8 protein-coding genes and 1 pseudogene (1 of these 9 cut by a window edge) are annotated in these 13,458 nt (G+C 39.3%); 7 read left to right on the top strand and 2 right to left on the bottom strand.

What is annotated here, in order from left to right; all coding sequences use genetic code 11:
• Together L659_RS01000000123145 and L659_RS0121945 are read left to right on the top strand one after the other, a co-directional pair.
• A pseudogene (locus L659_RS01000000123145) lies at positions 1 to 782 on the top strand (ABC transporter ATP-binding protein); it begins 83 nt to the left of the window's first position.
• On the top strand, positions 776 to 3,931 hold the full coding sequence (locus tag L659_RS0121945) for a M1 family aminopeptidase (RefSeq protein WP_024591943.1): 3,156 nt from the start codon (positions 776 to 778) through the stop codon (positions 3,929 to 3,931). The pseudogene L659_RS01000000123145 and the gene L659_RS0121945 overlap by 7 nt, the downstream one beginning before the upstream one ends.
• A 72-nt stretch (positions 3,932 to 4,003) precedes the next feature.
• On the opposite strand, the gene L659_RS0121940 is transcribed toward L659_RS0121945, so the two are convergent.
• Both L659_RS0121940 and L659_RS0121935 read right to left on the bottom strand, forming a co-directional pair.
• Complete coding sequence (locus L659_RS0121940; protein WP_024591942.1) at positions 4,004 to 4,519, bottom strand: ankyrin repeat domain-containing protein; 516 nt, start codon at positions 4,517 to 4,519, stop codon at positions 4,004 to 4,006.
• Positions 4,520 to 4,649: 130 nt separating this feature from the next.
• Complete coding sequence (locus L659_RS0121935) at positions 4,650 to 6,176, bottom strand: catalase (RefSeq protein ID WP_024591941.1); 1,527 nt, start codon at positions 6,174 to 6,176, stop codon at positions 4,650 to 4,652.
• Positions 6,177 to 6,603: 427 nt separating this feature from the next.
• Between L659_RS0121935 and L659_RS0121930 the strand changes: the two genes are divergently transcribed.
• The 5 genes from L659_RS0121930 (at position 6,604) to L659_RS0121910 (ending at position 13,454) form a co-directional block, all read left to right on the top strand.
• Positions 6,604 to 7,278: an HAD family hydrolase gene (locus L659_RS0121930; RefSeq protein ID WP_024591940.1), complete on the top strand. Its 675-nt coding sequence runs from the start codon at positions 6,604 to 6,606 to the stop codon at positions 7,276 to 7,278.
• A 210-nt stretch (positions 7,279 to 7,488) separates the two neighbouring features.
• On the top strand, positions 7,489 to 9,210 hold the full coding sequence (locus L659_RS0121925) for a purine-cytosine permease family protein (protein WP_024591939.1): 1,722 nt from the start codon (positions 7,489 to 7,491) through the stop codon (positions 9,208 to 9,210).
• Positions 9,211 to 9,270: 60 nt separating this feature from the next.
• Positions 9,271 to 10,794, top strand: coding sequence for a mannitol dehydrogenase family protein (locus L659_RS0121920; RefSeq protein WP_024591938.1), 1,524 nt, complete (start codon positions 9,271 to 9,273; stop codon positions 10,792 to 10,794).
• A 2-nt stretch (positions 10,795 to 10,796) separates the two neighbouring features.
• Entirely contained in the window at positions 10,797 to 11,714 is a 918-nt protein-coding gene (locus L659_RS0121915; RefSeq protein WP_007584308.1) for a carbohydrate kinase family protein, read from the top strand.
• A 270-nt stretch (positions 11,715 to 11,984) separates the two neighbouring features.
• A complete protein-coding gene (locus L659_RS0121910; RefSeq protein WP_010553606.1) occupies positions 11,985 to 13,454 on the top strand; it encodes a carbon starvation CstA family protein in 1,470 nt (489 codons plus the stop codon).
• Positions 13,455 to 13,458 lie beyond the last annotated feature (4 nt).

Below are 13,458 nucleotides of genomic sequence, written 5' to 3'. Positions count from 1 at the left end.
GTATGGTCGGTCTACTTGGCCCTAATGGGGCGGGTAAATCAACACTTATGCGCACACTCGCGTGTTTACAAAATGCCGACTCCGGACATATTAATTTTAATGGCCTTGATGTGATTAGCCAACCAGATGCGCTTAGATCGCAGCTAGGTTATTTACCACAATATTTTGGCGTGTATCCCAATATGAGTTGCCGGGCGTTACTTGAGCATATTGCCGTATTAAAAGGCATAGATGGTAATGCACGCAAAAACCAAATTAATAGTTTACTTGAACTAACCAATTTGACTCAGTTTGCTAATAAAAAGGTCGTTAATTTTTCGGGAGGAATGAAGCAGCGTTTTGGCGTGGCTCAGGCTTTGTTAGGTAACCCAAAACTAATTATTATGGATGAACCCACTGCTGGGCTTGATCCTGTGGAACGAGAAAGTTTAAATAATTTACTCGTTAGTATTAGTCAAAATAGGTTGATATTGTTATCGACCCATATTGTTGAAGATGTAGAAAATTTATGTCACTACGTGGCCATTATAGATCAAGGAACACTCATACAAAGCGGTGACGTAAAAGAGTTACTAGTTCCTTTAGAAGGTAAGATTTGGCAGCTCGAAAGTTTACCTACGGGCATACCAAATCAGCATGTATTAAGTAAGAGCCATCGCTATGGTAGAGCGTCATTTCGTGTGTATGCAGACACAGCGCCTGCACAAAATGCAATAAACTCGCCCGCTACGCTTCAAGACAAGTACTTTTTTGCACTCAATGAAGGAAGTCAAACATGTTAATTTTTAATGAGTGGCGATATGCAGTGCGCCAACCACTTGTTTGGCTGTGCATTATTATCCCTTTGGTATTTGCGGTTATGTTGTCCTCTGGGCTTGCAGCAGTTGAAGTTAATTCGTTAAAACAATTTAAGTTAAATATTACAATGCTACAAATGATGCAGTTACCTGTGCTTGTAGGAGTATTGGCGCCCGTTATATTTTTACGAGATCAGCACGCGTCAATGCAGGAGCTTATTTATGCTACGCAAACTAGCTTATTTAAGCGCAGTTTAGCAAGAGTATGCTTACTGATTTGCTTGGTTTTTATTATTAGTTTAATCAGTGATTTAGTAATGATATACATGCAAGTAAGGCAATTGGGCTATATACCAAATATGGTTTCTTTTACTGTATTTAATAGCTTTTTAGTGTTGTTACCAAATAGCTGCTTTTTAGTTGTTGTTGCCTTTTTTGTTTGCCATAAATCAGCTAATTCATTACCCAATTATGTTGTTTTTGCGGTGTTGTGGATAGGCTACATAATGCTTGCAAGTATTACCGGAAATCCAATACTTGCTGGAAGTAGTATTATAAGCAATCGATTTTATACATTATTTGTTTGGCTTGACCCTTTTGCATACACAGCCGTAATAAACAGTTTAACCAATTCATTAGGGGCTTCATTTGCTATTAATCGCGTTGTTGTGAGTATGCTTACTGTTGGTATTTTTTATATTACTTTTAGTAACAATAAAAAAAACACATTATTAAAGAGTGAAAATGGTAAAAATACTAACGAATACATTCGTTACAACACGTTAAAACCCGCTGAATATAAAACAGCGAGAGTCACGCAAAAACCATTTTTGATGATGGCCAGTTTATACAAAATTACGCTGGTTAATTTGGTTTCACACCCTGTTACTTTACTGATTATTTTTGTTTGGCCGGTGATGGTTTTTAATAGTGTTGCCTCGTCGTCTAGTTATGTTGAACCAATGAGTGTTATGAGCACCACAAGCCTTGATGCGATTAGCTATTATGCATTTGATATGCAATTGTTGTTTGGCACTTTATTAATGGCTTTGTGGAGCTGGCAAGTAAGCTGCTTTGCTAAATACTATAATATAGCTGAGCTGATCGCTGCCACACCGCTCAAAACATATTACTTTTTAAACAGTCAGTTACTGGTCCTAGGTACTATGATATTGGTTTTTTTAACAATGAGCTTATTAGGGGTAAGTGCAGCTCAGTGGTTTTTACACAGTGCATATCAATTTGAAGTACATTTAACCATTTTATTTTTGATGGCAATTGTGCTTGCCATTATTGCGTGTGTATTTTTGTGTGTATTTAATTTGTGTCGTTCGCAGCTTATTGCGGGTTTGCTAATTGCTGTTATTTTACTGATCAAATTTACACCGATAATGACTTATCTTGGTCTTACGCATACATTGTGGAGTGTTGGTTGGACGCCTTTGCAGGCACCTGATAACTTTTGGGGTTATCGTGCAAGTATAAGTAGTTATTGGCCTTATATATCAGTTTGGTTAGTGGCGTGTATAAGTTTAGTTATAATTACGGGGATTTTTAATCACCGAGGTGCCGGGTTGAGCCAAAGAGTAATGGGGGTTAAACATTTTTGGTTACTTATACCTTTACTTATCACTGTGGCGCTATTTACTCAATTACATTTAAGACTGGTTGAGGAGAAGCCTTTAACCAACTCGCATAAACGCGAGGCATTTAAAGCACAATACGAAAAAGCATTCTCACAATGGCGCAATGTAGCACAGCCAAGCATTATGCACATTGATGCTAATGTAGACTTTTACCCGCATCAGCAGCAAGCTCATTTTTCCTTAATATATACCTTAAAAAACACCCATCAAGCCCCTATTAAAGAGATATTGGTTGGGCGCTCTGGTTTTTATAAATGGGCTGATATTGAAATCTATGGCGCGCAAAGGGCTAAAAGCTTTCCCTTGCTTAATCAAGCTGTGTTTAAGTTTGAGAATGAAATGCAGCCAGGAGAAATACGTAAACTAGTTACACGGTTTGATGTTCATCAAGCTAAGCTTTGGCCAGTAAGAGGCCATCAGATAATAACCCCTGAATTTAGCTATATACGATCAGTGCCTTTATTGCCGACTGTTGGCTATCAAGATAATTATGAATTAACCGATCCTATACTTCGTCAGCAACACACACTTAAAGTGAAGTCGGTGATTAGACCCACGAAGCTATTTGCTAAAACGGCGAAAGCAAGTACTCATTACCAGTGGCTTACTATGTCGAGTAAAGTGAGTACAACAAGGGGTTATCAGGTTATAACCCAAGGAGAGGAAATATCACGTACCAGCAAAGATGACCGCGAAATATTTCATTTTGAGACTCGTACACCCATAAATGCTATCCCAGCTTGGGTGACGGTGCCTTATTCCCCTGTTACCAAACAGCAAAATGGCGTGATATTAAACGTGTTTGCTAAAGATAAAAACGAGCCAGCACGAGCGGTGTCTATAGCTGTAAACCTCAGCGCAATGGGCGATACAATAAAATGGCTTAATAATATAAGCCCTTATAGAGCAAAACAATTGAGTTTAATAGGCTCGCCTAGTGTTGGTGCTACAGGTTATGCATTGCCGCAACTTATACTTATTGAAGACAGTGTTGGTTTTAGATCAAAGCCAAGCGCTAATGCAGGCTTTGATCAACGCTATCGCCGTGCAGTTCATGAAACCGCGCATCAATGGTTTGGCCATGATATTGGTAATGGGGTATTTTCAGATAGCGCTTTTTTAGTGGAGTCTATGGCAAAGTATATTGAGCTTGTTGTTATAGAGCAGCGTTATGGGAAAGCAACAATGCAAGCGCTGGTTGAGTATGAAACAACACGCTATGAGCAAAGTATGCTGATGAACATAAAGGAGCGATCAGCCTTAGTTGATGCTACACAAAGCTTTGATCAATATTCGCGAGCAACCATTGTCTTTGCTAAGCTACGCGCTGCTATTGGGGATGAACCCATTATTAATGCGCTCAAGTTGGTTTGGAAAAATCATGGTTATCCAAACAGTCCCGCTAATTCTATGGATTTTATACGAGCATTAAAACATGAAGCTGGAAAAGAACAAGAAAGCTTAATAAACACACTGTTTTTAGAGTAAGTACGTTTAATTTGAACATATATTTAGTAAATCAAAAGCCCTATTATTTTAGGGCTTTTTGTTGTGTGCGGATTATTTTGCATTATTTACCTGCGCTAGTAACTCTATAACTTTTTGTTGACCAAATGTTTGTGCAAATTGCTCGGCTGTTTGACCTGCTTTGTTTTGATGCGCATTGTCGCAATCAAGGCTAACAAGTGTTTTAGCGATACTAAATTCACCTCTAAAAATAGCGGCCATTAGCGCTGTGTTACCACGGTTATCTTCTAAACAGGCATTAGCGCCTAAGTGCAATAGCGTATTAACTGTGTTTTTATTACCGTGATAAGTGGCAATCATTAACGCGGTGTAACCTTTATTGTTGTAGCTGTCGATAGGGATACCAGCATCTACAAATTGCTCTATTACAGCGGTGTCGTTGGTACGTGCTGCGGCAAAGTAATAAGCAAATAAGCTTTGGTATTGAGTTTTTGCAGAATGTTGGCTTTCAACTTGCGTACTGGGTGTTTGTGTACTTGGGGTATTTTGAGCGTAAACGCTACTGGTAAAGCTCAGTAGTAGAGCGACTATAATTAATAAATTACGCATAACAATTGTCTCTTATAAAAAGAGGAAGGGGGTTATCCCTTCCTCATTATTGTGGTTGTTTGTATAGCTGCTTAGTTGGGACTAATTTTTACAACTGATTACTTACAGCTAGTTAATTACAACTAGCTACTTACAAGTTAGCTGCTAGTTGTTTAACCATTTTAATATCGCCGTTTACAGCTTTAGTTAAGCGTGTACCGTACTCACTGTCTGCTTTGTAAAAGTGGCTAAGCATTTTGTGTTTAACACTGCTGTTTTGCACTTTGCCTAAATCGCCTGCTAGGTTATTAATTAGGTTTGTACGTTCTTGTTTGCTAAAACCACGGTATATAACACCTGCTTGCGCGAAGTTTTGCTGCTTTTTAATCGCGGCTTGTTGTACAAAGCCTTTAAGCTCTGTGTTACTTCTACGTGCAATTGGGTTTTCAGCTACGTTTTCTTGGCTTGGTTGGTAGTTCACATTGCTTGTTGTGTTCCCGTAGTTCATTGCACCGTCTTGGTTGTAGTTAACCACTTCAACTTTTGCACGGTTAATTGGCAATTGCTGGTGGTTAGCACCTAGGCGGTACATTTGTGTATCAGCGTAAGAAAACATACGACCTTGTAATAAGCGGTCTTCTGATGGCTCAATACCTGGAATAATGTTTGCCGGTGCCATTGCTACTTGTTCTGTAGATTGGAAGAAGTTAGTTGGCATACGGTTTAAGGTCATTGTTCCTACTTTAGTTTCTTTAATGTCTAACCACATTTTTGTTGCATCTAACGGGTTGTAATCAAAGTCATCAAGCTGCGATGGATCAAGCGTTTTAATGTACAGATCCCATTTAGGGAAATTGCCTCTGTTTATTTCAGTGTATAAATCTTGTGTTAAATGCTGAAAGTTTTGGCTTTGTACTTTTGCCACTTCTTTTGCGTCAAGGTTATCAATACCTTGTTGACTTACCCAATGAAACTTAACGTATTTAACATCACCCGATTTATTAATCATTTTGTATGCATGTACACCCCAACCGTCCATTTTACGAAGACTTGCTGGTGTACCGTAGTCGCTGTAAACCCACGTTAGCATTTGTGTAGAACCTGGTTCGTGCGAGAAAAAGTCAAATACACGGTTAGGATCTTGAATGTTATCAACCGGAGATGGTTTTAAAGAGTGAACCATGTCTGGAAATTTAATCGCATCACGAATAAAGAACACAGGTAAGTTATTACCTACTAAATCCCAGTTACCTTGGTCTGTGTAAAACTTAGTTGCAAAGCCACGTGGGTCACGCAGTGTTTCTGGGCTACCTTTTGAGTGAATTACTGATGAAAAGCGAACAAATACGTCTGTTTCTTTACCAGCTTGTGCAAACGGTGCTGCAATTGTTAAATCGTCTAGCTCTTTTGATGCTACAAACACACCGTGTGCGCCAGTACCACGAGCATGCACAACACGCTCAGGAATACGCTCACGTGCAAAGCGTTGCAGTTTTTGAATTAGTTGCACGTCCTCTAGTAATACACTGCCACGTTCGCCCGCAGTAATTGAATTTTGGTTGTCACCAACAGCTGCGCCGTTATCTTTAGTAAGTGTTGTTGCTGCGCTTGCCGGTAATGCTATTGCAAGTGCCAGTGCAGTTAGTGTTAATTTTGTTTTGTTTATTTGAGTATTCATTGTCGACCTCATCTATTTAAAAGTGCCGGCAGTGGTGCAGGCTGTTAATCTGTTAACGATAGTATTGATTTTATTAACTTCGGTAAAACTGATTAATTAGATTGATGTGATTTGTAAAATAGATGAAATAAATTAACAGGAGCACTTTTTACGTTAACGGAATTTTTTTACTACGACCTTGGTCGCAATATGCTTTTATAAAGTTGATTAAATACAAAGGTTTTTAGTTTTATCTGAGTGTATTTTCACCAAGCTGGTGCGTTTTATACTTACAGTGTGTTGACATATTCGTGCAATAAAGGGAATATGCTCAATCGGTGGGCTTATGCTCATTATTGAGTTGCACTAAAAAGCTGCACAATATTAATCGCGCTTAACTCGTTATACTTAAATTAGCTAAACCAAACAGTTTTAATAAGGTGACAAGATGAATACTAACATTGAGCTAGTGATATTTGATTGTGATGGCGTTGTTATTGATAGCGAAATTTTAAGCGCACAAGTACTCATTAATATGCTTGTTGAAAAAGGCGTTGATATTGACCGTGCTTATGTACAGCAACACTTTTTAGGCTGCAATTTTAAAACAGTAAGCCAAAAAATAGCGGATGCATTTAATGTCACTCTTCCTGAAAGCTTTGAAGGTGACTACCGCGAAGCACTGTTAAACGAATTTGAAACAGGGCTAACCACGACTGACGGTATAAAAGACGTACTTAACAATTTAGCTGTGCCTATTTGTATAGCTACTAGCAGCAGCCCAGCACGCACCGCAAAAGCGTTGAGCGTAGTGAGTTTAAGTAAGTACTTTAGCGATACGGTTTTTACCAGCAGCGAAGTTAAGCGTGGCAAACCAGCACCCGATTTATTTTTACATGCAGCTAAACAAATGGGTGTAAAGCCAGAGCATTGTTTAGTGATTGAAGACAGTAAAGCCGGCGTAAATGCAGGAATTGACGCCAACATGCAAGTACTGCATTACAGCGGTGGGCAACATATGCAAGGCTCTGTTAATCATGTACACAGTGCTTACCCAAATGTTGATCATTTAACGCATTGGCAAGATTTTTTTAGTGCATACCCTGCACTTAAAAAGCAGTAAACACGCAGCTTTTTAAATAAACAAAGTTTTAAACGCGATTTGCTCGCCTTACACACTGACAGGCAAGCAAACGCAAAATATAAATGTAGATGGTTTTGCTTTACTAAAAATAAAACAAAACATGGCAAAACATCATGCGTTTATAAGCCAAATTATAAAAGGCGAAGTATTTAGGTATTAAGTACTTTGCTGTTAACAATAGGAAATACCATGGCAACGAGTCCACACACACAAACATTTAAAGATGTAAACGAAGAGCAACTTCCTGTTGCTAATAATAAGCTTCACGGCTGGAAGCATTTTGCAGGGCTATACGCCGGCGAACATGTTGCGGCTACTGAATTTGTTATTGGTGCAACGTTTGTTGCATTAGGCGCTTCAACCATCGACATTCTACTGGGTTTATTAATAGGTAACCTGTTAGCAATGTGTTCTTGGTGGCTGATTACTGCACCCATTGCAGTAGAAACCCGCTTAAGTTTATATAACTACTTAAACAAAATCGCTGGTAACTCAATGACCAAGCTCTATAACTGGGCTAACGTGGTTATTTTTAGTGTTATATCGGCCGCCATGATCACGGTATCCTCCACCGCCGTGCGGTTTTTGTTTGATATACCTGCGCAACTTGATTGGTATCCAAATAGCTTTTGGTTTGTAGCCATTGTTTTAGCTGTTGGCTCTATTGTTGTGTTTGTTGCGATGTATGGCTTTTCTACGGTTGCTGACTTTTCGAAACTGTGCGCGCCGTGGCTATTTGTTATATTTATTGCAGGTTCGTTCGCGTTATTCCCTGAGCTTTCAAATCACGTATTAGGTTCTACCTCTTTAACTAGCTTTAGCGACTTTATGACCATAGGCGACTCCTCCATATGGACGGGCACCAATGCCGATGGTGAAAAAGGCATTGGCCTATTAGAAGTGATTGGCTTTGCATGGGCTGCTAACTCAATTACTCACTTTGGTTTAATCGACATGGCTATTTTTAGATTTGCTAAACGCAAAAGCTATGGCTTGTTTTCTGGCGTGGGCATGTTTTTTGGTCATTACTTAGCGTGGATCTCTGCCGGTATTATGGGCGCAGGTGTTGCGGTATTACTTAAAACAACTATTTCATCACTTGATCCGGGCGATGTTGCATACCATGCATTAGGTTGGACTGGCTTTGTTATTGTAATTATTGCCGGTTGGACTACAGCTAACGCAAACCTTTACCGTGCAGGTCTTGCAGCACAATCTATATTTGTTAATCAATCACGTGAACGCACAACCGCTATTGTAGGTGTTGTAACCGTGATTATTGCGTGTTTCCCGTTTGTATTTTCACAAATGCTTCCGCTACTTACCTACGCAGGCTTATTAGTTGTGCCAGTAGGCGGCATTGTGTTTGCTGAACATGTGTTATTTCCTAAAATTGGCCTAACACGTTACTGGGCTAAATATAAAAACATTACCCGCAGCGTACCGGCTATAGCATCTTGGGCGTTAGCGCTTGTGTTTGGCTTTGGTTTAAATGCTATTGATGTAATGTCGTTTTACTACTTGTTTATTCCTACGTGGATTTTCACAATCGTTATTTATACGCTTTTAGCTAAAAAATACGGCGCCGGTGAAGATTACACACAAGAGATTGAAGCAGAAGAGCAAGAGCAACGTGATATTAAAGAATATCAAGCTGCTGAAGCTAAAGACATTCCAAAGCCAGTAATTGACAGCTCTGTATTTACCAAAGTACTTAATGCGGTTTCTACGGTTTCACTGGTTATTATTTTTATATTTGCCAGCCAGGTGATGTTTTTCAGTGAAACTATGAGTATGTACAGCGCTAATAAATCGCAATTCGAAATAGCCTGTTTTATTTGTACTGTTATTTATTTTGTTACTGCGTACTGGTCGTTAAAACGCCATAAAGTACTCAATACAGCATCGTAATTACTTATCGTAATACAGTATCGTAATTTATATTTTATTTTTGTTTAGTAAGGTCGCACCATGACGCAACATCAACACACTGACGCTCTAGTTACAGGGCTAAACCAACAAAGCTTGGCTCAATTACCAAGCCATGTTGATACACCAACCTACGACCGTAGCGCAGTTAAAGCCGGTATTGTTCATATTGGCGTGGGCGGTTTTCATCGTGCTCATCAAGCGGTATATGTTAACGAGCTTTTAAAAACCCCAGGCTCTGAGCAATGGGGCATATGTGGTGTTGGCCTTTTAGAGGGTAACCGTGGTCTGCGTGATATTTTAAAGCAGCAAGATTACCTTTATACGCTTACTGTTAGACACCCAGACGGTAAAATAGATAACAAAGTAATTGGCTCAATGATCGACTTTTTGTTTGCTCCAGAGGACAAACAAGCGGTAATTAATAAGTTAGCGCACAGCGATACTAAAATTGTGTCGCTTACTATTACCGAAGGCGGCTACAACTTTAACCCTGCAACGGGCGAGTTTGATTACAGTAATCCAGATATTATTAACGACATTAATAACCCGAACGACCCAATTACAGCGTTTGGTTACATTACGGCTGCGTTAAAACTGCGTAAAGAGCAAGGCTTAGGCGCATTTACAGTGCAGTCGTGCGATAACATTCAGCACAACGGTAACGTAACACGTAAAATGCTTTTAGCCTTTGCTACAGAGCAAGACAAAGACCTAAGTGAGTGGATTGAGCAAAACGTATCGTTTCCAAATGCGATGGTTGACCGTATTACACCGGTATCTAAAAAGAGTGATATTGATTATGTGGTTGATGCATATGGTGTTAGCGACGAGTGGCCAATTACCTGTGAGTCGTTTACACAATGGGTAATAGAGGACACATTTAGTGACTCTCGCCCAAATTGGGACGTTGTTGGTGCACAGTTTGTTACTGATGTAACGCCTTATGAAACCATGAAAATACGCTTACTTAATGCAGGGCATTCTGTACTTGGTTTATTAGGTTCAATCCATGGCTATGGCACTATAGACGAAACGGTATCTGATGAATTATTTGCCACATACCTGCGTGCTTTTATGGATAAAGAAGTAACGCCAAATCTTGAACCACTTGAAGGTATTGACCTTGAAAGCTACAAAGATACGTTAATAGAGCGTTTTGCTAATCCTAATATTAAAGACAGCCTAGCGCGTATCTGTAGTGAAAGCTCAGCTAAACTGCCTAAGTTTTTAATTGCTACAATTAACGAAAACCTAGTACAAGGTCGCGATGTATCACTGGCAACGCTTGTTATTGCTACTTGGTGCTTATACAGCGATAAGGGTTTAAGTGAAAACGGCGAGCAACTTGAAATTCAAGATGCGATGCACAAAGAGCTTAATTCTTACGCGCAAGAGACTCAAACTAGCCCGTCTGCATTTTTAAAGTTAACGAGCTTGTTTGGTAAGCTTGAGCATAACGAAACGTTTACTGCTGAATATAAAAAGTCGATTGCTGCGTTGTATGCACCTAATAGTAAAATTAAAGCCATTATGCAGGCTGTACTTGATCAAAAGAGTAACTAATTATGAGCATTTTAATTAATCATAAATCAGGCGAAAACGTAAGTGTTAGCTGCTTTGGCGAAGTGCTGTGGGATTGTTTTGATTCAGGTAAACGCTTAGGTGGCGCGCCACTTAATATGTGTGTGCGTATCAACTCACTAGGCATTAAAGCCGACATGATCAGCGCTGTTGGTAACGACGAGTTAGGCGCTGAGTTACTAGGCGAAATTACTAGCAAAGGCGTAAGCTGCGAATACATTGCTATTAATAGTGACAAAAAAACTAGCACGGTTGAGGTAACACTCGACAGTGGTGGCTCAGCAAGTTATGAAATAGTGGCAGACACTGCGTGGGATAATATAGCGCTTACTGATGAGTTACTTAGTAAAGTCAAAAGTAGTGATGTATTTGTATTTGGCAGCTTAATTGGGCGAAGCGAAGCGTCTTTAGCAACGTTAAATCAATTAGTTGATGTAGCAAACTTCAAAGTGTTTGACGTAAACCTACGTGCACCGCATTACAAGCTAGAAACACTTGTAGATTTAATGAATAAAGCAGACTTTATTAAATTAAACGATGAAGAGCTATACGAAATAGCAAAAGCGATGGGTTGTAAGTTTCATTCGCTTGAACAAAATTTAGCGTTTATAGCACAGCAAACAAATACCGATTACTTATGTGTAACCAAAGGTAGCCACGGTGCTTTATTAACAATCAAAGGCGAGAATTTTTATAATTCAGGTTATTTAATTAGCGTAATTGACACTGTTGGCGCAGGGGATTCGTTTTTAGGTTCGTTAATTTATCAGCTTTGTAGCAACGACGACGCGCAATATGCCGTTGACTTTGCATGTGCCGTTGGAGCAATGGTCGCCGAAAGTTCTGGCGCAACACCTACTTTAACGCATCAACAAATTAGTGAGTTTATGAACCCACTTTAAAAAAACATTGTGTGTGAAAGCGGTTATAACGTAAAAGTTTAACCGCTTTTTTTGTGCCCAAAATAAGACGTGTGTAATAAACATTCAATGTGGAACGTTTAGTGTGCAGGTTGCGTAAATAGTGGCTTATATCGATTATTGTATTAGCTAAACGTCTTATTGTTTGAGGGTTGAAGCTTTGTTATTGTTCGTCGATTATTCACGGATTGAAAAGGCGGGGCGACACACAATGCGCTCTATAACTAAAATACAAAAAGAGAAACGTGCTTTATGATCATCTTTTTTATCTGCCTCACTATTTTAATACTGGGCTATAAGTTTTACAGCCCATTTGTTGAAAAACAAGCCGGTTTGGATTCAACTGCTGACACACCACAAAAACGCTTTAGCGAAGGTGTTGATTACGTAGCTATTCACCCTGTACGAGCATTTTTAATTCAGTTTTTAAACATTGCTGGCGTAGGTCCAATATTTGGCCCAATTTTAGGTGCTTTATACGGACCAGTTGCACTAGTATGGATTGTACTTGGTAATGTTTTAGGTGGCGCTGTACACGACTTCTTCTCAGGTGTAATGAGTATAAAAGAAGACGGTAAAAGCCTACCAGAAATCGCAGGCCATTATTACAACGTCGTATTTAAAGGCTTTATGCTTGTATTTACTGCCATGCTACTGTTTTTTGTAGGTGTAGTATTTATTATGAGCCCTGCAGGTTTGCTAAGTAACCTTGATTTTTTTGAAGGTACAATACTGGCAAATAATACCTTTTGGGTACTCGCTATTTTAGCGTATTACTTTTTAGCTACCTTGCTACCAATTGATAAAATTATCACGAAGTTTTACCCAATTTTTGGTGCGCTAATGATTGTAATGACAGTGGCAATTGCTATTTCATTACTAATTAATGCGCCGCACTTACCGGTACCAAGTGACTTTTTAGCTTACTTTGAAGCTGATCACGCACATGACTTTTTAGAGCCAAACCCAGATGGATTACCAACATGGCCATTGTTATTTATAACAATTACCTGTGGTGCTATTAGTGGTTTTCACTCTACTCAAGCGCCAATTATTGCGCGCTGTTTAACTAACGAAAAATACGTACGTCCAGTTTACTACGGCGCTATGATGTGTGAAGGTATTGTAGGTTGTGTATGGGCACTTGCAGGTATTGCAGCGTTCCCAGATGGTTACGCTGGCTTAAAAGCATTGCTTGATCAAGGTGGTCCAGGTTTAGTTGTTAACCATGTAGCTAACAGTTACTTAGGTGTATTTGGCGGTATAATGGCAATTATTGCAGTAGCCGTTTTCCCAATTACTTCTGGTGATACAGCGTTCCGCTCATTACGTTTAACAGTTGTTGATGCGTTTAATATTCCGCAAAGTTTACGTAATCGCTTATTAGTGGCTGTACCTATACTTACTATTGCTTACTTTATGACGAAACTCGATTTTTCATTAATTTGGCGCTACTTTGCATTTTCAAACATGCTGCTTTCTACAAGCGTATTATGGCTTGCCACTAAGTACTTGTTTGACCGTGGTACATTCCATTGGATTGCGAGTGTTCCTGCTGTTATAGCAACTGCGGTAACGGTTTCTTATATTGGTACTGCCGCAATTGGTCTTAACTTATCAAGTGATTTAGGTAAACCTATTGGTGCTGTAGTAACAGTGATTGGCTTAATTGTTTTAGCTATTGTGCACTCTAAGCATAAAGTTAAACCAACAGCGGTTTAATAAT

Origin of the sequence: Pseudoalteromonas sp. S8-8 (genome assembly GCF_000497875.1) — a bacterium.
GTDB classification, from domain to species: Bacteria; Pseudomonadota; Gammaproteobacteria; order Enterobacterales; family Alteromonadaceae; genus Pseudoalteromonas; species Pseudoalteromonas arctica.
Note: the sequence above shows the minus strand (reverse complement) of the source record. Positions and strands in the feature narration are given on the sequence as shown.